Origin of the sequence: Pseudomonas sp. HAR-UPW-AIA-41, from assembly GCF_002304225.1 — a bacterium.
GTDB lineage: Bacteria > Pseudomonadota > Gammaproteobacteria > Pseudomonadales > Pseudomonadaceae > Aquipseudomonas.
The window spans coordinates 1-23,593 of record NZ_NSLB01000011.1 but is presented as its reverse complement, the minus strand read 5'-3'; the positions used below and the strand labels follow the sequence as shown (position 1 = coordinate 23,593).

The window sequence follows — 23,593 nt, the reverse complement described above, 5'->3', positions numbered from 1 at the left end:
GTCAGCGATGCGTTGGGGTACCTATTTCGCCGTGTGTGGCGCGGTGATCAGCATTGGTCTGGCGCTTGGCCTGACACTGCCGCTGGTGTCGCTACGGTTGGAAAGCTGGGGTTACGGCAGCTTCGCGATTGGCGTGATGGCGGCGACCCCGGCCGTGGGTGTGCTGCTGGGCGCCAGCGTCACCGGCCGTCTGGCCAGCCGTTTCGGTTCCCCGCAGTTGATGCGTGCCTGCCTGCTGTTCGGGGCGCTGTCGGTGGCCCTGCTGGCGCTGCTGCCGAGCTATCCGCTATGGGTGTTGCTGCGCCTGTTGCTGGGCATGGCCCTGACCATGGTCTTCGTCCTCGGTGAAAGCTGGATCAACCAACTGGCTCCGGATGCCTGGCGTGGCCGGCTGGTGGCGCTATATGGCACCGGTTATGCCCTTAGCCAGTTGTCCGGCCCGCTGTTGCTCACGGCCTTGGGTTCGCAGGGGGATCAGGGTTTTTGGGCGGGGGTCGGCCTGCTGCTGTTTGGCGTGGTGTTGCTTGTTGGCCGCAGCGGTGCGCCGAAGGTCGATGCCGAGAGCGCTTCTGGGCGTGGTCTGCTGGGCTTCTGTCAGCGGTTGCCGGCGATTGCCTGGGCGGTGGTGCTGTTTGCCGCCTTCGAGAGCATGGTGCTGACGCTGTTGCCGGTCTATGGGCTGCGCCAGGGTTTCAGCGAGGAGCAGGCCCTGCTGATGGCCAGTGTGGTGGTAGTCGGTGATGCGGCGTTGCAGCTGCCGATCGGCTGGCTGGCTGATCAGATTTCCCGTCGTGTGCTGTTTGCCGGCTGCGGCGTGGTGCTGCTGTTGTCGAGTCTGGCGATTCCGCCGCTGTTGCACGGAATGGCGATCTGGCCGGTGCTGGTGTTGTTCGGCGCCAGTGCTGGCGGGCTTTTCACCCTGGCGCTGATCCTGCTGGGCGAGCGCTTTCGTGATGACGAGCTGGTTCGTGCCAACGCGCATGTGGCTCAGTTGTGGGGTGTCGGTTGCCTGCTCGGGCCGCTGCTGACCGGTGCTGCCAGCCAGTGGCTGACGGGGCATGCCTTGCCGATGTTGTTGGCGCTGGGAGCGCTGGGCTTTCTGTTGGTGGTCTGGCGCCGGCCTCCGTTTGCCGGACAGTCGGGCGGGTTGACCTAGCTAGGCAGACGCAGGCGGAAACGCGCCCCCCCCAGTGGCGAATCGTCCAGCTCCAGGCTGCCACCGTAGCTCTCGAGAATATCCACTACCACAGCGGTACCTATGCCTTGGCCGGGGTGCTGGGCATCGAGCCTTTCCCCGCGCTGCAGGATGCGTTCGCGCTGGGCCGGTGGCACGCCGGGGCCATCATCTTCGACAACCAGCACGCAGCCCTCTGCTTCCTCGCGCGCACTGACGCTAATGTGTCCCAGACACAGGCGATAGGCATTTTCCAGCAGGTTGCCGAGCAGCTCGAACAGCGCACCTCGCTCCATCGGAACATGCAGCGCAGGCGGAATATCACGTGTCAGCGTAACGCGTTTGTCCCGGTAGACTTTGTCCAGCGCGGCACAGAGGGTGTCGAGTACCGATTCCAGCGGCTCGCGGTGGCGCACCAGGCCGCTCTTGCGCAGGCTGGCACGTTGCAGCTGGTAATCCACCTGTTGGCTCATGCGCTCGACCTGGCTTTGCAGCACCTGTGCCTGTTCGCGGTCGGTCATGCCGTCACCGACCCCCTGCAGCACAGCCAGCGGGGTTTTCAGGCTGTGCGCCAGATCGCCCAGAGAGTCTCGGTAGCGTTCACGCTGGCGGCGTTCGCCATCGAGCAGGTGGTTAAGCGAGTCGGTCAGGCGCAGAAGCTCCTGTGGATGTTCGCGGCTGAGGTGCTGCCGGTGACCGCTTTCCACCTCGTCCAGTTCGCGGCTGAGCGCCCGCAGCGAGGCGAACCCCCAGGTCAGGCCAAGCCAGAGCAGGCTCAGCAACACCAGCAGGGCACCACCGAGCCATAGGTGCAGTTGCCGGTCGAGACCGTCGAGCAGCAGCTGGTATTCGCCGACAGGCTGGAGAGTAACGATGCTGTAGGCGGCGGCTTGGCCGCGCAGCAGATCGACTTCCAGGTCGTAGACGAAGAAGGCTTCGCCGCGCTCATCAAGCACACGATCAAAGTCGTGACCCTGGCCGTCATAGCGCGGCCGGTATTCGATTTGCTCATCGCGGCTTGAGGGTGAGCGCCATAGCAGTTTGCCGTCGCGGTCATAGATGAATCCCAGCAGGCGCGACTCAAGCAGGTTGAACTCTTCATCCGGCAGGCGCTCGGGCATGCTCAGGCGACCGTTTTCGATGCGCGCGGCGGAGATGAGCGTGGCGGCATCGGCGGCCAGCCGTTGCTCGACAAGATTCTCAAGGGCCAGGCGGAAAGCGCTTTGCAGTACAGGTAGCAGCGCCAGAATGAACAGGATGGCCAGCAGCGAGGCGCCCAGGGTCAGGCGGGTGCGCAGGGAGCGGATCATCGGCAGCGCTCGGTGAACAGGTAGCCCTGGCCGCGTATGGTGTCGATGGGTTTCAGTGCGCAGGCCGTTTCCAGCTTGCGTCGCAGTCGGCCGACGAGAACCTCGATGACGTTGGGGTCACGTTCGTCGTCATCGGGGTATAGCTGTTCCATCAGGCGGTCTTTGGAAACAACCTGCTGGGCGTGCAGCATCAGGTATTCGAGGATGCGATACTCGAAGGCGGTCAGTGCCAGCGGCTGACTGTCCACCAGGGCCTGCTTGCGGTTTAGCTCCAGGGTCAGTGGCCCAAGTGAAATATTGGCCTGAACCACGCCGACGGAGCGTCGGAGCAGGGCATGCAGGCGAGCTTCAAGTTCCTCGAACTGAAAGGGTTTGACCAGGTAATCATCAGCGCCCGCCGCCAGGCCTTCGACTTTGTCCTGCCAGTTGCCGCGTGCGGTAAGAATCAGGATTGGCAGGCTCTTGCCCTGACCGCGCAGCTCACGAATCAGATCCAGCCCGCTCATGCCGGGAAGGCCCAGGTCGATAATAGCCAGGTCGTGGTGGAATTCCCGCGCGCGGTACAGTGCTTCTTCGGCGTCTGGGACTGTGTCAACGACCATGCCCTGTTCGCCGAGACGGGTTGCCAGGTGATGACGCAGCAGGGTTTCGTCCTCGACCAGTAGTATCTTCATGGTGTGGCTCCTGGCCTGCTGGTGGCGGGCCGGACGGTTGCCCGGCCCTGTGCGGTTTTCATCAGAACTTGTAGCTGGCGCCCAGGTAGGCCTGGCTGCTGCTGTGCAGGTCCAGCGAGCCGAGCTTGCTGCCACCGTGTGGTGCGATTTCGGTGCTGGCGTTGGTGCGCAGGTAGCGGTAGCCCGCTTCGATCGAGGCGTTTTTATTCAGGTTTTGCAGAATACCGACCTGCAGCCCGGCTGCGTAGCCGATATCGCTGTCACGTTTGGCGCCCGAACTTTCCTGCTCCAGTTTGACCAGGCCGAGAGTACCACCGGCGAAAAGCTGGGTGCCGTTTTCGCCCAGTGGGAAGAACACATCGTAGCTGCCGAGCAGGTTCTGCTGGCGCAGCTTGTAGCCGCTGTCGGTGTCCGAGAGATTTTCGTAGGTCACGTAGTAGCGACCATCCTGATCGGCCTGGCCGGCGCGAACGCCCCAGGTACCGGTACCGTCAATCACCTTGTCCAGATTGGGGTTGTCGAGGTTGCGGTTGAGCGCACCAGACTTCTGGATGTTGTTGTCGGTCTGGCCCCAGGTCAGACCGACGAAGTTATCGGCAGCCTGAACGGTGAGGGTGGCCATGCCCAGTGCAGTGGCGAGAGCGAATTTGTTCAGTTGGTTTTTCATGGTGTAGCTCCGAAGGTTGTTGTTGAACTCGGAGCCAATGTTGCCGGGGTGCAACTGAACGGTAGCTGTACCCCGGCTGAACCAACGCTGAACGAAGTGTGGATACCGGCACCGCCCTGGTAGCGGTGCCGGTTGGAGCTCAGGCCAGTCCGACAGCTTCCTTCAGGCGATACCAGCCCATGCCCAGGGCCAGTAGCGGCGAGCGCAGGTATTTGCCGCCGGGGAAGGTCATGTGCGGTACCTGAGCGAACAGCTCGAAGCCGCGACTTTCGCGCAGGGCGATGGCCTCGCCGAGCAGCTTGCCGGCCAGGTGAGTGGCGTTCACCCCATGGCCGGAGTAGGCCTGGGCATAGAACACGTTGGGTTGGTCCTTGAGTTTGCCGATCTGCGGCAGGCGGTTGGCGCCGATGCCGATCATGCCGCCCCACTGGAAGTCGATGCGCACATCGGCCAGCTCCGGGAACACCGCCAGCATCTTCGGTCGCATGTAGGCGGCAATGTCTGCCGGGTCACGGCCCGAGTAATGGCAGGCGCCGCCGAACAGCAGGCGGTGGTCGGCGGACAGGCGGTAGTAGTCCAGTGCGACGCGCTGGTCGCACAGGGCCATGTTCTGCGGAATCAGCTTGCGTGCGCGTTCGGCGCCCAGTGGCTCAGTGGCGATCACGTAGCTGCCGGCGGGCAGCACCTTGCCGCCCAGAGTCGGGTTGAGGTCCTTGATGTAGGCGTTGCAGCCGATCACCAGGGTGTTGGCCAGCACGTGGCCGCGCTCGGTATGAACCTTGACCTGCGGGCCGTAGTCGATGCGGGTGACCGCTGAATGCTCGAACAGCTTCACGCCCAGCGCCTGAGCGGCGGCGGCTTCGCCCAAGGCCAGGTTGAGCGGGTGCAGGTGGCCCGAGCCCATGTCGATCATGCCACCGCAATAGCGGTCGGAGCCGACCACTTCGTGCATCCGGTCGGGCTGGACCAGGCGCATCTCATGCTGGTAGCCGAGGGCCATGAGTTCGGCCATGTCTTCCTGGAAACCTTCGAAGTGCGCCGGCTTGTTGGCCAGATCGCAGTAGCCCCAGGTCAGGTCGCAGTCGATGTTGTACTTGGCGACGCGGTTGCGTACCAGCTCGACGGCCTCCAGGCCCATCAGCTTGAGTTCGCGCACGCCGTCCTTGCCTATGACCGGCTCGAACTGCTCGACGCCATGCCCGACGCCACGGATCAGCTGGCCGCCATTGCGACCGCTTGCGCCCCAGCCGATCTGATGCGCTTCCAGCAGTGCAACGGAAAGACCACGTTCAGCCAGCTCGATAGCGGTGTTCAGACCCGAGAACCCGCCACCGATCACGCACACATCGACCTGTACCTCACCTCCCAGAGGCGGGTATTGCAGCTGGCGGTTGGCGCTGGCGGCGTAGTAGGACGGGGCGTGGTTGGTGCTGTGCACCGGTGGGTGAACGCGGGCGTTCATGTGTGATTTCCTGATTGTTGTGTGTGAAAAAATCAACGGCAGAATAAGCGCGGCCCCGTCGTCCGCCAAGGGGGCAATGGCGAAAAAATCACCAGGCAGTTGCTCATTTGTCGTTCAAGTCGGACTTTGTTGGTGCCAGGCCTTACCCTTGTTGCCCGTGGGAATACCAACGAGTTGTAACCTTGATGAGTTGTAACGACGACAAGATCGATGACCTGCGCCGGCAGATCCCGCGCTTTGCCTGTGTGCCCGGCTGTCATGACTGCTGCGGGCCGGTCACCGCGTCGTCCGAGGAGCTGCTGCGTCTGCCGGTCAGGAGTGTGGCCGAGCATGACGCTGCGCTGGCCGAGCTCAACTGTGTGCACCTCGGCCCGGATGGCTGTCAGGTGTATGACCAGCGCCCGCTGATCTGCCGCCTGTTCGGTACCACGCCACGCCTGCCCTGCCCGCGCGGCCGGGGACCGGAGGTGCCGGTTGATGAGCGGGTCGAACGTCAGGTGCACCAGCTAATCGCCAGCACCCGCCAGCGCCTGGTCTGATTCAGTCGGCGACGGGCAGGCTGAGGGTCTCCTTGACCTCCTCCATCACGATGTAGCTCTTCGATTCGCGCACATGGGGCAGGCGTAGCAGGATGTCGCCCAGCAGCTTGCGGTAGCTGGCCATCTCGCTGATGCGCGCCTTGACCAGGTAATCGAAGTCGCCGGACACCAGATGGCATTCCAGTACGTGCGGCAGCTTGAGCACCGCGCGGCGGAACTCGTCGAAGATGTCGCCGGACTTGGCCGCCAGGCTGATTTCGACGAACACCAGCAGGCCGGCCTTGAGGAACTGCGGATTGAGCCGGGCGTGATAACCCTGAATGAAGCCCTCGCGCTCCAGCCGGCGCACGCGCTCGGTGCAGGGGGTGGTGGACAGCCCAACACGGTCGCCCAACTCGGTGAACGATATGCGTCCTTCGTCTTGCAGGATGCGTAAGATATTCCGATCGATTTTATCCAGCTCGCGCCGGCTCTGGTGCTGGGTTCTCATGGTGGATACGCCTTTGCAATAAGCGGTTTTGCCAAGATTTATCGCCAAATATAGCTTTCTAATCAGTGAAAAACACTGCTTTGGCCTGCCTATACTCCGCAGCATCTCTGATCAAAATAACAAACGTCTGGCCAGGCCAGATGTGGGAGGCGGCAATGCGTGTTCTGGTCCTTGGCAGCGGTGTGATTGGTACGGCCAGTGCCTATTACCTGGCGCGGGCCGGTTTCGAGGTGGTGGTGGTTGACCGGCAGAACGGTCCCGCCCTGGAAACCAGCTTTGCCAACGCCGGTCAGGTCTCGCCGGGCTACGCCTCGCCCTGGGCCGCTCCGGGCATCCCGCTGAAAGCCATGAAGTGGCTGCTGCAGAAGCACGCGCCGCTGGCGATCAAGCTCACCGGCGAGGCTGACCAGTACTTCTGGATGCTGCAGATGCTGCGCAACTGCACCGCCGCGCGCTATGCGGTGAACAAGGAGCGCATGGTGCGCCTGTCCGAGTACAGCCGCGACTGCCTCGACGAACTGCGCGCCGAAACCGGCATCAGCTATGAAGGCCGTCAGCTGGGCACCACCCAGCTGTTCCGCACCCAGGCTCAGCTGGATGGCGCCGCCAAGGATATCGCCGTGCTGGAGCAATCCGGCGTGCCGTTCGAACTGCTGGACCGTGCCGGTATCGCCCGTGTCGAGCCGGCTCTGGCCGGTGTCACCGACAAGCTGGCCGGCGCCCTGCGTCTGCCCAACGACCAGACCGGTGACTGCCAGATGTTCACCAGCAAGCTGGCCGAGATGGCCAAGCAGCTGGGCGTGGAATTCCGCTTTGGCCAGAACATCCAGCGTCTGGATGCCGTGGGTGACCGTATCAACGGCGTGTGGATCGACGGCAAGCTGGAAACCGCCGATCACTACGTTCTGGCACTGGGCAGCTACAGTCCGCAACTGCTCAAGCCGCTGGGAATCAAGGCGCCGCTCTACCCGCTCAAGGGCTACTCACTGACCGTGCCGATCATCAACGCGGCGATGGCGCCGACCTCGACCATTCTCGACGAGACCTACAAGGTCGCCATCACCCGTTTCGATAACCGTATCCGCGTTGGCGGCATGGCCGAAATCGCCGGGTTCGATCTGTCGCTCAACCCGCGCCGGCGCGAAACGCTGGAGATGATCACCGGCGATCTGTACCCGCAGGGCGGTGACCTCAAGCAGGCCGAGTTCTGGACCGGTCTGCGTCCGGCGACCCCGGACGGCACCCCGATCGTCGGCGCCACCAGCTACCGCAACCTGTTCCTCAACACCGGACACGGTACCCTTGGCTGGACCATGGCCTGCGGCTCCGGTCGCCTGCTCGCCGATCTGATGGCGAAGAAGCGTCCGCAGATCAGCCCGGAAGGCCTGGATATTTCCCGCTACCGTCCGTCCAAGGAGAGTCACAAGCATGTCCATCCAGCGCCTGCACACTGAGTCGCGCTACAGCGAAGTTGTCATCCACAACGGTACGGTCTACCTGGCCGGCCAACTGGCGGATGACTACCGCGGCGACATTCGGCAGCAGACCCGCGAGACGCTGGCGAGCATCGACCGTTTTCTCGCCGAGGCCGGTACCGACAAGAGCAGGATTCTCTCGGTGACCATCTACCTCAAGGACATGGCCGACTATGCCGGCATGAATGCCGAGTGGGATGCCTGGGTCGTGCCGGGCGCCACGCCGGCCCGCGCTACCGTCGAGGCAAAGCTTTATGACGCGCAGGTACTGGTGGAAATGTCGGTGATTGCTGCGCTCTGAATGTCATAGCGCTGTCCATTTGAAGTATGCAGGTGGGTGTTTGGCAGAACACACCCTTGTTTTGCCCGGCACTAGCCGGGCTTTTTTTTAACCGTGACCAAGAAGTAATCACCATGCGTCCCGCCCGTGCCCTGATCGACCTCGCCGCCCTGCGGCACAACTACCAACTGGCCCGCGAGGCTACCGGTGCCCGTGCGCTGGCCGTGATCAAGGCCGATGCCTATGGCCATGGCGCGGTGCGCTGCGCCGAGGCGCTGGCCGGCCTGGCCGATGGTTACGCGGTGGCCTGTATCGAGGAGGCGCTGGAGCTGCGCGCCGCGGGTGTGCAGGGGCCGATTCTGCTGCTGGAAGGTTTTTTCGAAGCCGCGGAGCTGGCGCTGATCGAGCAGCATCAGCTGTGGTGCGTGGTGCATTCGGTCTGGCAGGTTGATGTCATCGAGCGCGCCTCGCTGAAAACTCCGCTGACCCTGTGGCTGAAGATGGATTCCGGTATGCACCGGGTCGGCCTGCATCCGGCGGAATACCAGGCGGCTTACCGCCGTCTGCTGGCCAGCGGACAGGTCGGCAAGATCGTGCTGATGAGCCACTTCGCCCGCGCCGATGAGCTGGACTGTCCGCGCAGCGCCGAACAGGTGGCGGTGTTCCAGGCGGCCCGCGGCGAGCTGCAGGCTGAAGTCAGCTTGCGCAACTCGCCGGCGATTCTCGGCTGGCCGTCCATCCCCAGCGACTGGGTACGCCCCGGCATCATGCTTTACGGCGCCACGCCTTTTGCCGAGGCTCATCCGCTGGCTGCGCAGCTGCAGCCGGTGATGACGCTGGAGTCCAGGGTCATCAGCGTGCGTGAACTGCCTGCCGGTGAACCGGTGGGCTACGCCGCGCGTTTCATTACCGAGCGGCCGACCCGCGTGGGTGTGGTGGCCATGGGGTACGCCGACGGCTACCCACGGCATGCCCCGACCGGCACGCCGGTGGCGGTGGATGGGCAGCTCACGCGGATCATCGGCCGGGTGTCCATGGACATGCTGACCGTCGATCTGACCGATCTGCCGCAGGCCGGACTGGGCAGCCGGGTCGAACTGTGGGGGCGGCAGGTGCTGGCCAGCACGGTGGCGCAGCATGCCGACACCATCCCCTATCAGATTTTCTGCAACCTCAAGCGCGTGCCCCGGGAATACCCGGGTTCATGAATGCAGGCCCGTGAAACGGGCGTTTGAGGCGTTTGGGAAAACAAAGTGTTGTAAATTCTGAACGTCGTTGACAAACTACGCCGACAACATATCGCTCCCCTTTAAGGAGGACACCCGCATTGGACGTCGGCGTTCGTTTGCAAGGCATTCGCAAACTCAAAGGTCTTTCTCAGCGTGAGCTCGCCAAGCGGGCAGGCGTGACCAACAGCACCATCTCCATGATCGAGAAAAACAGCGTGAGCCCCTCGATCAGCTCGCTGAAGAAGGTGCTTTCCGGCATCCCGATGTCCCTGGTGGAGTTCTTCTCCCTCGATATGGACGAAGAGAACACCACCCAGGTGGTGTACAAGGCCGACGAACTGCTCAGCATGAGCAGCGGGGAGGTGGCCTTCAAGCTGGTGGGCAAGGCTCACCCCAACCGGGCCCTGGCCTTCCTCGACGAAACCTACCCGCCGGGCGCCGATACCGGTGAGGACATGTACAGCCACGATGGCGAAGAAGCCGGCATGCTGATCGAGGGCAGCCTGGAGCTGACCGTGGGCAGCGAAGTGTTTCTTCTGGAGCCGGGCGACAGCTACTACTTCGACAGTGGCAAGCCGCATCGCTTCCGCAACCCGGGCGACAAGCCGGCGCGACTGATCAGCGCCACCACCCCGGCGAACTTCTAACTTATGGTCTAAGCCCCTGCGACACCTTGGGTTATTTCGGTGATGCAGGCTTGCCGCTATACTGACGCCCGCTCGCGAGACCCGTGGTCGCGGGCGTGACCAGCCACGATGAGGGTGTAAGCGTGAACCTGATTAAAAAAATGCTGGCAGCCAATGCTGCCGTGTTGGCCCTGTGGGCTGTTAACGCCCAGGCCGATAACGATGCGGCGGTGATTGCCGAGCGTCTGAAGCCAGTTGGCCAAGTCTGCGTGCAGGGCGAAGAGTGCAAGGGCGTTGGCGCCGTTGCCGCTGCTGCCGGCGGTGGTGCCAAGTCTCCGGACGACGTAATCGCTGCTCACTGCGGCGCCTGCCACACACCTGGCGTTCTGGGCGCACCGAAAATTGGTGATGCTGCTGCCTGGAAAGCCCGTGCCAGTGCCAAGGGCGGTGTCGACGGTCTGCTGAAATCGGCTATCGCCGGTATCAACGCCATGCCGCCGAAAGGCACCTGCGCCACCTGCTCGGACGACGAGCTGAAGGGCGCTATCAAGAAGATGTCCGGTCTGTAAGATCGCGCTTCGCTGAAAAACCGCCTGCGGGCGGTTTTTTTGTGGCCGGCAGATTTCCGCTGGCGACTACTTTTTCAGCATCGCTCGGATATCGGCCAGCGCCGACTTGCCGGTGGCGGCCTTGACCTCCTGCGGAGCGTCCTCGAGGTTTTCCCACTGCAGGTCTTCGGGCGGCAGTTCGTCGAGGAAGCGGCTCGGCGTGCACTCGACGATCTCGCCGTACTGCTTGCGCTTGGCGGCGAAGGTGATGGCCAGATTCTGCCGTGCGCGGGTGATGCCCACGTAGGCCAGGCGGCGCTCTTCCTCGACCGTGTCGGCCTCGATGCTGGAGCGGTGCGGAAGGATTTCCTCCTCCATGCCCATGATGAACACGTAGGGGAACTCCAGGCCCTTGCTGGCATGCAGGGTCATCATCTGCACGCCTTCGGCGCCTTCCTCTTCCTCCTGCTGGCGTTCGAGCATGTCGCGCAGCACCAGCTTGCCGATAGCGTCCTCGACGGTCATGCCGCCGTCCTCGTCCTTCTCCAGGGTGTTCTTCAGCGCATCGATGAGGAACCAGACGTTGCCCATGCGGAAGTCCGCGGCCTTGTCGCTGGAGCTGTTGGTGCGGATCCAGTTCTCGTAGTCGATGTCCATCACCATGCTCCGCAGCGCGGCGATCGGGTCGTTCTGCGCGCACTGCTGGCGCAGGTTGTCCATGTAGCGCTTGAAGCGCGACAGGCGCTCGGTATAGCGGTTGTCCAGATGCTCGGACAGGCCCAGCTCGTCGCAGGCCGCGTACATGCTGATCTTGCGCTCGGTGGCGTAATTGCCGAGTTTTTCCAGCGTGGTCGAGCCAATCTCCCGGCGCGGCACGTTGATCACGCGCAGGAAGGCGTTGTCGTCGTCCGGGTTGACCAGCAGGCGGAAGTAGCTCATCAGGTCCTTCACCTCCTGACGGGCGAAGAAGCTGGTGCCGCCGGACAGGCGATAGGGAATCTGATGGTGCTGCAGTTTCAGCTCCATCAGCTTGGCCTGGTAGTTGCCCCGGTAGAGGATGGCGAACTCACTGTACGGGCGCTGGGTGCGCAGGTGCAGCGTGAGGATTTCCAGGGCGATGCGCTCGGCTTCGGCTTCCTCGTTGCGGCAGCGGATGATGCGGATCGGGTCGCCATGGCCCATCTCCGACCACAGCTGCTTCTCGAACACGTGCGGGTTGTTGGCGATCAGCACGTTGGCGCACTTGAGGATGCGGCTGGTGGAGCGGTAGTTCTGCTCCAGCATCACCACCTTGAGCGAGGGGAAGTCCTCCTTCAGCTGCATCAGGTTTTCCGGCCGCGCCCCGCGCCAGGCATAGATCGACTGGTCATCGTCGCCGACCACGGTGAACTGGGCGCGGTCCTGCACCAGCATCTTCACCAGCAGGTACTGGCTGGCGTTGGTGTCCTGGTATTCGTCGACCAGCATGTAGCGCACACGGAACTGCCATTTTTCCAGGATGTCCGGGTGCTCCTGAAACAGCTTTACCGGCAGCAGAATCAGGTCGTCGAAATCCACCGCGTTGTACGCCTTGAGCGTGCGCTGGTAGTGCAGGTAGACGATGGCGGCGGTCTGCTCCTTGGGGTTGCGCGCCTTGGCCAGCGCCTCGTCGGGCAGGATCAGGTCGTTCTTCCAGCCGCCGATGTAGTTCTTGATCTCGTCCACGCCGTCATCGCCGGCGTATTCCTTCTGCATGATGTCGGTGAGCAGAGCCTTGATGTCGCCCTCGTCGAAGATCGAGAAGCCTGGCTTGTAGCCCAGACGCGCATGCTCCTTGCGGATGATGTTCAGGCCCAGATTGTGGAAGGTCGATACCGTCAGGCCTTTGCCTTCGCCGCCGCGCAGCAGGCTGCTGACGCGTTCTTTCATCTCGCGCGCGGCCTTGTTGGTGAAGGTCACCGCGACAATGTTCTGTGCCCGGATGCCACACTGCTGGATCAGGTAGGCGATCTTGCGCGTGATCACGCTGGTCTTGCCGGAGCCGGCACCGGCGAGCACAAGCATGGGGCCGCCGATGTAGTTCACGGCTTCCTGCTGGCGGGGGTTGAGACGAGACATGGACATGAGACTGCAAGTAAACGGAGCGGCATTTTAGCAGGGCCTGAGTGTTGTGCCGGCGCATTCCTATGGATGTGACCAAATGCAGATCGCGATGCACTTGGCTTGGCAAGTCACAATAAATCAGTACCCTTAGCTGACGATCGGTCATTGTCTGACGCAAGCGCGGGCTGCAGAGTCTGCGCTGGCCAGAAAGGCCCACAGGGAAAAGTGCACGTATAACGCCCGGAAGGCTTTAGCAGTCGCGGCTCCATGCCGTGTAGAGGTTGGCCGGGGAGGTCATTTGCGCGCGTTTGTAGAATCCATGCGCTTGTTGTTGCTGGCAGATTCGCCCGCCTGGGCCGAGCTGCTGCGTGAGCGCCTGGAGCAGCTTGATGCTACCGCGGCGCTGATCACCGCGCCTTCTTGGTCTGCTGCGAGCGGTCTGTTTGATGAGCAGCCCGGTACGTTGGTATTAGCCACGCCGGCCTGTTTGCCTGCACCCGGCTGTTGCCCCTTCCCGTTGATCCTGCTGCTGGAAGATGAGCCCGAGCAGCGCCCCGAGGGGGTTAGTGATTGGCTCAGTCGCGCCGAGCTGAGCCCGGCCATGCTATGCCGCACATTGCGCCATGCCGCTGACTACGCCGCCCTGCAGGGGGCCGTGCGGCGTCTGGCCGAGCAGGATGCGCTGACCGGTATCGCCAATCGCCAGGGCTTCCAGACCCTGCTGGCCGCACGCCTGGCCGAGTTCACCGGCCATGGCCTGGCACTCGGCCACCTCGATCTGGACAACTTCAAGCACGTCAACGATGCCCTCGGGCATCAGGGCGGTGATCGTCTGATCCTGCAGGTGGTGGCGCGTCTGCGCGGCCAGCTGGAGGCCGGCGACATGCTTGCCCGCTTGGGCAGCGACGAATTTGCCCTGTTGCTGGATACCCGCCGCGACAGTTCGCGGGCGGAAAAGCTGGCCGAGCGCATCACCGAAGTGCTGGCCGAACCCTACTGGGTGGATGGCGAAAGCCTGCTGCTGGGCTGCAGTCTGGGCCTGGCCCATGCCCGCGCGGGTGATGATGCCGACCCGCTGCTGTGGCACGCGCACATCGCCATGCAGCAGGCCAAGAGTCAGCAGGGCTGTACCTTCCACGTCTACGACGAGCGCATCAACCGCAGCGCGCGCTGCATGGCTGATCTGGAAAGTGAGCTGCGTCGGGCCCTGCGCCGTGATGAGCTGGAGCTGCACTACCAGCCGCGCCTGAGTCTCAAGACGGGCGAGATCGTCGGGCTGGAAGCACTGGTGCGCTGGAATCACCGCGAGCGCGGACTGCTCACGCCCAACGAATTCGTGCCACTGGCCGAAGAAAGCGGGCTGATTGTGCCGCTCGGTTACTGGGTGATCAGTCGTGCCCTGCGCGATATGCAGTGGCTGCGTGGTCGCGGCCTGCCGGACCTGCACATGGCAGTGAACCTGTCGTTCCGCCAGTTCCAGGACAGTCAGTTGCTACCGACCCTGCAGCGCCTGATCGACGAGCGTGGCGTGGACGGGCACTGGCTGGAGTTCGAGCTGACCGAAACCGCAGTGATGCGCCGCAGCGATCAGGTGCGCCTGACCATGGATGCGCTCAGCGAACTGGGCGTGCGCTTCTCCCTGGACGACTTCGGCACCGGTTTCTCCTCCTTCGTCCACCTGTCCAGTCTGCCGATCACCCTGCTGAAGATCGACAAGAGCTTCGTTGCCGAGATGCACCAGCGCGGCGATGGTCCGCAGCTGGTCAAGGCCATGGTCAACATGGCGCACAACCTTCATCTTGAGGTGGTGGCCGAGGGGGTCGAAGAACCGGAGCAACTGCGCCAGCTGCGCGAGTTCGGCTGCGATCAGGTGCAGGGCTACTTCATCAGCAAGCCGTTGCCGCTCACCGAGCTGGCGCGCTTTCTCGTCTTTGGTCAGCGTCAGGCCCTGCTGGCGGATTGACTGGCTGTTGAAAACGTTGGCGAGGCCGCCAGCGCAAGGCGAAAACAGGCGAAGAAGCGCAGTTTACGAGTGGTAAATGAGCATTCTGAGCCTGTTTTTAACGCTGCGATGGCAACGCAGGTAGTTTTCCAACTGCCAGTCAGTCTTCGCCACCCAGGCATACCCGCTGAGTCACCGGCAAAGGCTGCAGGTGACGCCCGGTGCGCCATTCGAAAGCGGCGATCAGGCCGCACGCGGCGCAGGCCAGCCCGATGGCCAGCCCCCACCAGACGCCCGCCGCGCCGAAGCCCAGCGGCATGGCCAGGCCCCAGGCCATGGGCGCGCCAATGCCCCAGTAGCAGAGCAGGCCGACGTAGAAAGTAGTGCGAGCATCCTTGAGGCCACGGATGGCGCCCATGGCGATGGTCTGCAGGCCGTCGAACAGCTCGAACCAGGCGGCGATGGCCAGCAGACTGACCGCCAGCTCGATCACCGCGCGGTGCTGGGCATCTTCGGCATCGAGGAACAGCTCGATCACCCAGTGCGGCGCCAGCCAGAACAGCAGGGCAAAGCCAAGCATGCACAGCGCGCCCAGACCGATGGCCAGCCGGCCGGTCTGCCGTGCCTCGTGCCAGCGCCCGGCGCCATAGTGCTGACCGATACGAAAGCTGGCCGCGTAGGAAATGCCCACCGGCACCATGAAGGCCACGTAGACCGCCTGAATGGCGATCTGATGTGCCGCCAGCTCCGTGCTGCCCAGCGCGCCCATGCACAGCGCGGCGACGAAGAACAAACCGGATTCGACGATGTAGGTGCCGCCGATCGGCAGGCCCAGACGCAGGTTCTCGCGGATGTCCGCCCAGCGCACGGCGAACAGGCCGGGCAGCAGTGGCCAGGGCTGGTAGAACGGCTGCCGGCGCAGGTAAAGGGCCAGCAGCAGCGCCATGGCGGTCTGCACCAGTGCGGTGACCAGGCCGATGCCGGCCAGGCCGATCTTCGGCAGGCCGAACAGGCCGTGGATCAGCACATAGTTGAGAACGAAGTTGGCCGCCGCGCCGCCGAGGCTGATGGCCAGCACCGGCCCCGGCTTGCCCAGTGCACTGGTGAAGCCGCGCAGGCTCATGAACAGCAGGTAGCCGGGCAGGGCGAATACCAGCGTCTGCAGGAAGCTCATGGCGCCGGCGATGTTGGCTTCCTCCTGCCCGGCCAGACGCAGGAAGGGCGCCGCGTTCCACAGCAGCAGCATCGACAGCAGGGCCAGCGCCAGAGCCACCCAGATACCGGCCTGGGTCATCAGCCGCACGCCCCGGGCATCGCCGGCGCCATGGCGGATGGCAACCAGGTTGCCCACCGCAGCGGTGACGCCGACGCAGAAGATCGACACCAGGTTGTAGGCCGCCGCGCCCAGGCCACCGGCGGCCAGTGCCTCGGGGCCGAGCTTGCCCATCATCACGGTGTCGGTGAACACCATCAGCACATGGGCCAGCTGTGCGGCGATCAGCGGGCCGGCCAGGCGCAGCAGGGCGAAGAGTTCGGCGCGGGTGGCTTGTGGCATGAGTCAGACTCGGGAAAGCAAATTGGCGATACGGTCAGCATTGACCGAGAATGACGCTATTCTCCTGGCGCCTGAGCAGGCTGCACAAAAGGAAAGAACTGATGCCTGATATGACTAAAACTCATGGATTAGAAGCGTGAGCGAGCGTTTGCCACCACTCTATGCGCTGCGCGCCTTCGAGGCGGCGGCGCGGCACCTGTCCTTTACCCGTGCCGCTGCCGAGCTGGCCATTACCCAGAGCGCGGTCAGCCGGCATATCCGCACCCTGGAGGCCGACTTCGGCTGCCGCCTGTTCGAGCGCGAAGGGCGCGGTCTGCGCCTGACCGAACCCGGCCGGCTGCTGTTGCCGGGTTTGCAGCAGGGTTTTGCCGCGCTGGAAAGCGCCTGCGCCAGTCTGCGCAGCGAGGAGGGCGTGCTGCGTCTGAAGGCGCCCTCGACCCTGACCATGCGCTGGCTGCTGGCGAGGTTGTCGCGCCTGCGCCTGCAGCAACCGGATTTCGAGGTGCAGCTGACCGCGGCGTGGATGGATGTCGACAAGGTCGACTTCGAGCGTGAGCCCTTCGACTGCGCGGTACTGCTCAATGACGGGCAGTTTCCGCCGGACTGGGAGGTGTGCAAGCTGTTCGAGGAGTGGCTGATTCCCGTTTGCGCGCCGGAGGATGCGGCGGCCGGCCCGTGGGATCTGGCGCGTCTGCAGCAGGCTGAGCAGTTGCACCCGACGCCGGACCGCCGCGACTGGCGCCAGTGGCTGGCGGCCATGGGCCTGGCCGAGCAGGTGCCGCTCAAGGCCGGTCAGGTGTTCGACATGCTGGAACTGGGCATCGTTGCCGCCGCGCGCGGCTACGGGGTGTCGATCGGCGATCTGGCGCTTGTGGCCGAGGATGTTGGCGCGGGGCGCCTTGGCCTGCCCTGGCCCAGCGCGGTATTCAGTGGTTGCAGCTACTATCTGGTCTGGCCGAAGGCGCGGCGAGGCCAGGAACGCTTTCATGTCTTGCGCGATTATCTGCAGCAAGAGGTGGCGGCCCTGCAGTTGCCGTCGGTCGAGCGAGTCCCTATCCAATAAGAACAACAAGGAACCACCATGCCTGCACAGATGCAGCACAGCATCGATATCGCCCGTAGCCCTGCCGAGGTCTACGCCTTCATCACCCAGCCGTGGCACTGGCACCACTGGCACCCCAGTTCGCGCTCGGCCAGGGCGCTGGTCAGTGAGCTGGCGGTGGGTGACAGCTTCGACGAAGAGATTGTCGTGCAGCCGCTGGCGCCTCTGCCGCCGAGTCTGCACCGTGAAACGCACTATCAGGTGCTGGCCGCCGCGCCGGGGCAGCACTGGCTGTGCCGCGGGCAGATGCGCGACGGCTGGCTGGAGATTCGTTACCAGCTGCAGCCCTCGGTGGTCGGCACCCGGCTGACGCGGACCCTGACCTTCGACGTCGGCGGCATCACCCGTCTGATGATGCCGCTGCTGCGCCGCCGTCAGCGCCTGCTGTCGCCAGTGGCGCTGAGCAATCTCAAGAGTCTGCTGGAGGCCGGCTAGTGGCGCGGTAGCGCTCGGCGGTGCTCAGCAGCCAGTCGCGGAAGGCACGCAGGGCGGCGGACTCGGCCTTGCGCTCGGGAATCACCAGGTAATAGCCCTTGTCGTTCTCGGCGCTGACCGGCAGCGGGCAGACCAGCCGGCCTTCGGCCAGTTCGCGCTCGATCATGAAGGGCGGGATGAGCGCTGCGCCCATGCCCTCGCCGGCGGCCATGGCCAGCATGGAAAAGAGCTCCAGGCGCGGGCCGTTGAGGTCGTGGCCGACATTCAGGCCCTGGCTGGCGAACCACTGGCGCCAGGCATAGGGGCGGGTGCTCTGCTGCAGCAGCGGCAGTTGCGCCAGTTCGGTGGCGGTCAGCGTGGTTCGGCCCTGCAGCAGGACCGGGCTGCACACCGGCTGGGCATTCTCGGCCATCAGAAAATGCGCCTGGCTGCCAGGCCAGTCGGCATCACCGTAATAGATGGCGGCGTCGAAGTCGGTCTCGGCGAACAGGAAGGGCCGTGTGCGGCTGGACAGGTTCACCGTGACACCGGGGTGCTGGCGCTGGAACTCGCTCAGGCGCGGCAGCAGCCACTGGGTGCCGAAGGTCGGCACCACCGCCAGCTCCAGGGTCTGTGCGCTCTGCTGGCCCATCACCGCCAGGGTGTCGCGCTCCACGGCATCCAGTTGCAGGGCCACCCGGCGGCTGTAGGCCATGCCGGCCTCGGTCAGCTTGACCCCGCGCCGCGAGCGGCGGAACAGCTCGACGCCGAGAAACTCCTCGAGGCTGGCGATCTGCCGGCAGATGGCGCTCTGGGTCAGCAGCAGTTCATCGGCCGCGCGGGTGAAGCTCTGGTGGCGGGCGGCCGACTCGAAGGCGATCAGTGCGGCTGTGCTGGGGATCTTGCGGCGCATAAGTGCACTAGGCTCACATTAATGTATAAATAATCGCCATGTAGGCTATTTCGAAGTGAGTTATTTGCACAAGTGAGTGCGAATAACTCGTTTGCCGGATCAGCAAAGCGGGCCTAGGATCAATCCCACGCCAACCGAGAGCAGATCGACACTGCTCCTGTCGCAACCCACACCGAGGATTTCTTCATGGCCGGCAAAGCACAATTCAACTGGGAAGACCCGCTGCTGCTCGATCAGCAGCTCACCGAAGAAGAGCGCATGGTGCGTGACAGCGCCCAGCAGTTTGCTGCCGACAAGCTGGCCCCGCGCGTGCTGGAGGCCTTCCGCCATGAGCAGACCGACCCGAAGATCTTCCGAGAAATGGGTGAGACCGGCCTGCTCGGCGCGACCATCCCGGAAGCGTACGGTGGCAGCGGCCTGAATTACGTGTGCTATGGCCTGATCGCCCGTGAAGTGGAGCGCATCGACTCCGGCTACCGCTCGATGATGAGCGTGCAGTCCTCCCTGGTGATGGTGCCGATCAACGAGTTCGGCAGCGAAGCGACCAAGCAGAAGTACCTGCCCAAACTGGCCAGCGGCGAATACATCGGCTGCTTCGGCCTGACCGAGCCGAATCATGGCTCCGACCCGGGTTCGATGATCACCCGCGCCAAGAAGGTCGAGGGCGGCTACCGCCTGACCGGCGCCAAGATGTGGATCACCAACAGCCCGATTGCCGACGTGTTCGTGGTCTGGGCCAAGGACGATGCCGGCGAGATCCGCGGCTTCGTGCTGGAGAAGGGCTGGGAAGGTCTGTCCGCGCCGGCCATCCATGGCAAGGTCGGCCTACGTGCGTCGATCACCGGCGAGATCGTCATGGACAACGTATTCTGCCCGGAAGAGAACGCCTTTCCGGACGTGCGGGGTCTGCGCGGCCCGTTCACCTGTCTGAACTCCGCCCGCTACGGCATCAGCTGGGGCGCACTGGGAGCCGCCGAAGCCTGCTGGCACACCGCCCGCCAGTACACCCTGGACCGCCAGCAGTTCGGCCGCCCGCTGGCCGCCAACCAGCTGATCCAGAAGAAACTGGCTGATATGCAGACCGAGATCACCCTGGCTCTGCAAGGCTGCCTGCGCCTGGGGCGCATGAAGGACGAGGGCACCGCCGCGGTGGAAATCACCTCGATCATGAAGCGCAACAGCTGCGGCAAGGCTCTGGATATCGCCCGCATGGCGCGTGACATGCTCGGCGGCAACGGCATCTCCGACGAGTTCGGCGTGGCCCGCCACCTGGTCAACCTCGAGGTGGTTAACACCTACGAAGGAACCCACGACGTCCACGCGCTGATCCTCGGTCGCGCCCAGACCGGCATCCAGGCGTTCTTCTAAGCCTGCCTGCGGCGGGGCCATCCGGCCCCGCCCGCTGTGACCCTGCTGTCTTGTTCGAAGGAGGTCCCGTCATGTCCGGTGCGCTCTCGCATATCCGCGTCCTCGATTTGTCCCGTGTGCTGGCCGGTCCCTGGGCCGGGCAGACCCTGGCCGATCTCGGCGCCGAGGTGATCAAGGTTGAACGCCCCGGCAGCGGTGACGATACCCGTCACTGGGGCCCGCCCTACGTGAAGGACGCCGAGGGCAACGACACCCGCGAGGCGGCCTACTTCCAGAGCGCCAACCGCAACAAGCAGTCGCTGACCGTGGACTTCACCCAGGCCGAGGGTCAGCGCCTGATCCGCGAGCTGGCGGCGCAGTGCGACGTGGTGCTGGAGAACTTCAAGGTCGGTGGCCTCAAGGCCTACGGTCTCGATTACGAATCGCTGAAAGCGGTGAACCCGCGACTGATCTACTGCTCCATCACCGGCTTCGGGCAGGACGGGCCCTACGCCAAGCGAGCAGGCTACGACTTCATGATCCAGGGTCTCGGAGGCTTGATGAGCCTCACCGGGCGCTCGGAAGGTGAAGCGGGCGCCGGCCCCATGAAGGTCGGCGTGGCGCTCACCGATATCCTCACCGGGTTATACGCCACGGTCGGGGTGCTGGCCGCGCTCAATCAGCGTGAACAGTCGGGTCTGGGCCAGCATATCGATGTGGCCCTGCTCGACGTGCAGGTGGCCTGCCTGGCCAATCAGGCCATGAATTACCTGTGCACCGGGCGCTCGCCCAAGCGCCTGGGCAATGCCCACCCGAACATCGTGCCCTACCAGGATTTCCCCAGCGCCGACGGCGACTTCATTCTGGCGGTGGGCAACGACAGTCAGTTCGGCAAGTTTTGCGAGGTCGCCGGCCTTACGGCTTTGGCCGGTGACTCGCGCTTTTCCACCAACAAGGCTCGCGTGGCCAATCGCGACGAGCTGATTCCGCTGATCCGCCAAGCTACGGTGTTCAAGACCACCGCCGAATGGGTGCAACTGCTGGAGGCGGCCGGCGTGCCCTGCGGGCCGATCAATGACCTGGCCGAGGTCTTCGCTGATCCGCAGGTGCAGGCCCGTGGCCTGCGCGTGGACATGCCCAACAGCTACGGCGGCGTCACCCCGCAGGTGGCCAGTCCGCTGCGCCTGTCGGCGACGCCGGTGCAATACCGCAACGCGCCACCGACGCTGGGTGAGCACACCGCCGAGGTGCTGCAGCGTCTGCTGGGACTGGATAGCGCCGCTCAGGCTCAGTTGCGTGAGCAGGGCGTGATCTGATTCGACGAGTCAAACGGGGCGGATCGAGCTGCACAATGGCTTGCGCCAGCACGGTTCGCCCCGTTTCCTTTTTCAAACCGCCGCGACCGCTGCCGCATTGCCCGGTTGCGGCAGGATTTCCTTCCAGCGCGCGATCATCGAACTGTTGTCTTCCTGCCAGGGGTGAAAGCCCGGGCGGAAGTACTGCAGATAGTCCGGGATCACCCCGCTGACGATGCCGTTCCAGCCGAACAGGCGCCACAGGCCTCGGACCAGCACCTTCGGGTTGGTGTGCAGGCCGTCGGCCTTGAGGAAGGCCCAGGTGTAGCGCACGCAGTAGCCGAGCAGGCCGGTGGAGCCGGCCAGCAGCAGGCGCACCCGACCCCAGTAGCTGCCGACCACGTCCTGATATAGGTCGAAGGCCACCGCCTTGTGCTCGATTTCCTCGATGGCATGCCAGACCCACAACGCGCGCACCGACGGATCCAGACCCTCGATCAGCTTGGGGTCGCGCAGCATGCGCTGGGCGAGGATGGCGGTGATGTGCTCCAGGCCCGCGGTGGCGCCGAGCATCTGCTTGGGGGTGAGCATCGTGCGGGCGCGGGCAAGGAGGAAGCGGGTCAGCTTCAGCGCCGGCTCTATCACCGGGCCATAACCCTGGCCTTCGAGCATCTGGTTGAAGGTCTCGTGCTCCTTGGAGTGCATCGCCTCCTGGCCGATGAAACCGGAGATTTCCTTCTGTCGGGCCTTGTCCTCGACGCGGTCACGCAGGGCGCGCACCGAGTCGACGAAGAAGCGTTCGCCATCCGGGAAGGTCAGCGACAGCGCATTGAGGAAGTGGGTGCATACCGGGTCCTTCAGCGCCCAGTAGCGGGGAATGTCGGTAAATGCGAAGTCCATGCGCCGTACGCTGATATCGACCTGGGCAGGCTTCTGGTGATTACGGGCCATCTGCGGACTCTCCTTTCGGCCGGTGAGCGGCCGCGCTGCTGCTGCTTATATCTGTTTGTCCCCTATGTCTCGGGGGAGAACCGGGTGTGCTGCAGTGTGGCGTGCCTCGTATCAGCAGTCTGGTCGGAGGGGGTCTAACTTTGGTGGAAACGGGCCAGGTGCCGGTACAGGAAGCCTTTCAGGGGGTGCCGGGCATCTATCTATTGCTGCTGTGCGATGTGGTCCGGCGTCTCGGACATGATGAGCAGCAGGTGATCGAGGGGCTGGGCGTGACGCGTGCGGGCCTGCTGCAGCCGGATAGCCGCATTTCCCTGCTCACCGGCTTTCAGGCGGCACAGCGGGCTGTGGCGCTGGCGGGCGATCAGGGGTTGGGGCTGATCTATGCGCGGGCCATGAATGTCACCATGCACGGTTCGCTGGGCATGCTTGCGCTGGCCAGCCCCAATATTGGTGAGGCGCTGCAGGCGGCCATGCGCTTCATGGCCCTGCGCGTGCCCTTCCTGCGCGCAGAGTTGCAGCGAGGCAGTACCCAGTGGCGGATCGTCTTCAGTCCCCGCGTGGCGTTGGGTGAGCCAGAGGTGTTTGTCATGGAGGCTGTGCTGGTGGGTTTGGCTTATGTGGCGGAGCAACTGCTGGGGCGGCCGCTGCAGGGGGGGCGCATCCATATGCCTGGCCCGCAGCCTGCTTACTGGGCGCAGTTCCGGGCGAGCCTGCCTGCGCCGATCCGGTATGAGTCGGGAGAGTGGGCGTTGTTACTGCCGGTGGGTCTTTCCGAGGCGCGGCCGCGTCTGGCTGATCCCGTTGCCGCTGGCTTTGCCCGGGAGCAGTGTGAGCAGGAATACCGGCAATTGGTGGCGCTGCGCAGCAGTGTGCGCCAGCAGGTCGAGGAACACTTGCGTATGAGTGATGCAGCGCAGGCGCTGCCAACCCTCGAAGAGATGGCGCAGCGTGTGCACCTGTCGCCGCGCACATTGAAGCGTCGCCTCCAGGAGCAGGGCGCGAGCTACCGCCTGCTGTTGGATGCCGAATTACGCCAGCGCTGCTGCCGCCTGCTGGAAAACCGGCACCTGTCTATCAGTGAAGTGGCCTGGCAGCTCGGCTTTGCCGATGTTTCCAACTTCACCCGCACCTTCCGCCGCCTCACCGGCTACCCACCGCGAGCCTGGCGAGCTGAGCAACAGGCAGCTATATAGGAAGGAACAGAGAATATTCACCTTTTTCGCTGTAGGGGGTTTACAGGGGAATTGGTATCTGTAGAATGCGCCCCTCGCTGACGCGTACCTAGGTAAGCAGATGCGGCAAGTGATTGAAATAGAAAGAAATTTTCTAAATCGCGCTTGACAGTAACCGGGCTCGCTGTAAGATGCGCGCCTCGCTGAAGCGAAGTAGAAAGCGCGAAGCGGCAAGTGACTGAAGTAGAAAGAAATTTTCGAAAAAGAGCTTGACGGGTTGAAGAGGTGCTGTAGAATGCGCGCCTCGGTTGAGACGAAGGCTTAACCAAACGCTCTTTAACAAGTT

Annotated in this window: 22 protein-coding genes; 13 read left to right on the top strand and 9 right to left on the bottom strand. The window is 64.0% G+C overall.

Annotation, left to right across the window (positions count from 1 at the left end; genetic code table 11):
* Positions 1-7: 7 nt before the first annotated feature.
* The gene (locus CK486_RS15900) at positions 8-1,156 is read left to right on the top strand and encodes an MFS transporter (protein ID WP_095941294.1); all 1,149 of its coding nucleotides are present in this window, start codon (positions 8-10) and stop codon (positions 1,154-1,156) included.
* Here CK486_RS15900 and CK486_RS15895 read toward each other — a convergent pair.
* The 4 genes from CK486_RS15895 to CK486_RS15880 form a co-directional block, all read right to left on the bottom strand.
* Entirely contained in the window at positions 1,153-2,484 is a 1,332-nt protein-coding gene (locus tag CK486_RS15895) for an ATP-binding protein (protein WP_095941293.1), read from the bottom strand. The genes CK486_RS15900 and CK486_RS15895 overlap by 4 nt on opposite strands.
* A complete protein-coding gene (locus CK486_RS15890) occupies positions 2,481-3,158 on the bottom strand; it encodes a response regulator (protein WP_095941292.1) in 678 nt (225 codons plus the stop codon). The genes CK486_RS15895 and CK486_RS15890 overlap by 4 nt, the downstream gene beginning before the upstream one ends.
* Positions 3,159-3,219: 61 nt before the next feature.
* Positions 3,220-3,825, bottom strand: a complete 606-nt coding sequence (locus CK486_RS15885) for an outer membrane beta-barrel protein (RefSeq protein WP_095941291.1) — start codon at positions 3,823-3,825, stop codon at positions 3,220-3,222.
* Positions 3,826-3,964: 139 nt separating this feature from the next.
* Positions 3,965-5,287: an FAD-binding oxidoreductase gene (locus CK486_RS15880; protein ID WP_095941290.1), complete on the bottom strand. Its 1,323-nt coding sequence runs from the start codon at positions 5,285-5,287 to the stop codon at positions 3,965-3,967.
* A 185-nt stretch (positions 5,288-5,472) separates the two neighbouring features.
* Here CK486_RS15880 and CK486_RS15875 point away from each other — a divergent pair, with 185 nt between their 5' ends.
* Complete coding sequence (locus tag CK486_RS15875) at positions 5,473-5,826, top strand: YkgJ family cysteine cluster protein (protein WP_095941289.1); 354 nt, start codon at positions 5,473-5,475, stop codon at positions 5,824-5,826.
* Position 5,827: 1 nt separating this feature from the next.
* On the opposite strand, the gene CK486_RS15870 is transcribed toward CK486_RS15875, so the two are convergent.
* Positions 5,828-6,316, bottom strand: a complete 489-nt coding sequence (locus tag CK486_RS15870) for an Lrp/AsnC ligand binding domain-containing protein (RefSeq protein ID WP_095941288.1) — start codon at positions 6,314-6,316, stop codon at positions 5,828-5,830.
* A 155-nt stretch (positions 6,317-6,471) separates the two neighbouring features.
* Between CK486_RS15870 and dadA the strand changes: the two genes are divergently transcribed.
* The 5 genes from dadA (at position 6,472) to CK486_RS15845 (ending at position 10,495) form a co-directional block, all read left to right on the top strand.
* Complete coding sequence (gene dadA, locus CK486_RS15865) at positions 6,472-7,770, top strand: D-amino acid dehydrogenase (protein WP_095941287.1); 1,299 nt, start codon at positions 6,472-6,474, stop codon at positions 7,768-7,770.
* The gene (locus tag CK486_RS15860; RefSeq protein ID WP_095941286.1) at positions 7,745-8,092 is read left to right on the top strand and encodes a RidA family protein; all 348 of its coding nucleotides are present in this window, start codon (positions 7,745-7,747) and stop codon (positions 8,090-8,092) included. Before dadA ends, CK486_RS15860 begins: the two co-directional genes overlap by 26 nt.
* Before the next feature lie 113 nt (positions 8,093-8,205).
* Positions 8,206-9,279: an alanine racemase gene (gene alr, locus CK486_RS15855; protein ID WP_095941285.1), complete on the top strand. Its 1,074-nt coding sequence runs from the start codon at positions 8,206-8,208 to the stop codon at positions 9,277-9,279.
* 119 nt (positions 9,280-9,398) lie between these two features.
* Positions 9,399-9,947, top strand: a complete 549-nt coding sequence (locus CK486_RS15850; RefSeq protein WP_095941284.1) for a cupin domain-containing protein — start codon at positions 9,399-9,401, stop codon at positions 9,945-9,947.
* 122 nt (positions 9,948-10,069) lie between these two features.
* Positions 10,070-10,495 (top strand): cytochrome c5 family protein, encoded by a 426-nt coding sequence (locus CK486_RS15845; protein WP_095941283.1) that lies wholly within the window; start codon positions 10,070-10,072, stop codon positions 10,493-10,495.
* A 66-nt stretch (positions 10,496-10,561) separates the two neighbouring features.
* On the opposite strand, the gene rep is transcribed toward CK486_RS15845, so the two are convergent.
* Positions 10,562-12,571 (bottom strand): DNA helicase Rep, encoded by a 2,010-nt coding sequence (gene rep, locus CK486_RS15840; protein WP_095941328.1) that lies wholly within the window; start codon positions 12,569-12,571, stop codon positions 10,562-10,564.
* A 304-nt stretch (positions 12,572-12,875) separates the two neighbouring features.
* Here rep and CK486_RS15835 point away from each other — a divergent pair, with 304 nt between their 5' ends.
* Positions 12,876-14,519, top strand: a complete 1,644-nt coding sequence (locus CK486_RS15835; RefSeq protein WP_095941282.1) for a bifunctional diguanylate cyclase/phosphodiesterase — start codon at positions 12,876-12,878, stop codon at positions 14,517-14,519.
* Between the two features lie 139 nt (positions 14,520-14,658).
* Here the strand turns inward: CK486_RS15835 and CK486_RS15830 are convergent, their stop codons facing one another.
* Positions 14,659-16,053, bottom strand: a complete 1,395-nt coding sequence (locus CK486_RS15830; RefSeq protein ID WP_095941281.1) for a NorM family multidrug efflux MATE transporter — start codon at positions 16,051-16,053, stop codon at positions 14,659-14,661.
* 136 nt (positions 16,054-16,189) lie between these two features.
* Between CK486_RS15830 and CK486_RS15825 the strand changes: the two genes are divergently transcribed.
* Complete coding sequence (locus CK486_RS15825) at positions 16,190-17,116, top strand: LysR substrate-binding domain-containing protein (RefSeq protein ID WP_095941280.1); 927 nt, start codon at positions 16,190-16,192, stop codon at positions 17,114-17,116.
* An 18-nt stretch (positions 17,117-17,134) separates the two neighbouring features.
* The gene (locus CK486_RS15820) at positions 17,135-17,590 is read left to right on the top strand and encodes an SRPBCC family protein (RefSeq protein ID WP_095941279.1); all 456 of its coding nucleotides are present in this window, start codon (positions 17,135-17,137) and stop codon (positions 17,588-17,590) included.
* Here the strand turns inward: CK486_RS15820 and gcvA are convergent.
* On the bottom strand, positions 17,565-18,482 hold the full coding sequence (gcvA, locus tag CK486_RS15815) for a transcriptional regulator GcvA (protein ID WP_095941278.1): 918 nt from the start codon (positions 18,480-18,482) through the stop codon (positions 17,565-17,567). The genes CK486_RS15820 and gcvA overlap by 26 nt on opposite strands.
* Positions 18,483-18,668: 186 nt before the next feature.
* Here gcvA and CK486_RS15810 point away from each other — a divergent pair, with 186 nt between their 5' ends.
* Together CK486_RS15810 and CK486_RS15805 are read left to right on the top strand one after the other, a co-directional pair.
* Positions 18,669-19,850, top strand: a complete 1,182-nt coding sequence (locus CK486_RS15810; protein WP_095941277.1) for an acyl-CoA dehydrogenase — start codon at positions 18,669-18,671, stop codon at positions 19,848-19,850.
* A 71-nt stretch (positions 19,851-19,921) separates the two neighbouring features.
* Entirely contained in the window at positions 19,922-21,145 is a 1,224-nt protein-coding gene (locus CK486_RS15805) for a CaiB/BaiF CoA-transferase family protein (RefSeq protein ID WP_095941276.1), read from the top strand.
* Between the two features lie 72 nt (positions 21,146-21,217).
* On the opposite strand, the gene CK486_RS15800 is transcribed toward CK486_RS15805, so the two are convergent.
* Positions 21,218-22,075, bottom strand: a complete 858-nt coding sequence (locus tag CK486_RS15800; protein WP_095941275.1) for a metal-dependent hydrolase — start codon at positions 22,073-22,075, stop codon at positions 21,218-21,220.
* 143 nt (positions 22,076-22,218) lie between these two features.
* Between CK486_RS15800 and CK486_RS15795 the strand changes: the two genes are divergently transcribed.
* Entirely contained in the window at positions 22,219-23,268 is a 1,050-nt protein-coding gene (locus tag CK486_RS15795) for an AraC family transcriptional regulator (protein ID WP_141248919.1), read from the top strand.
* Positions 23,269-23,593: the final 325 nt, after the last annotated feature.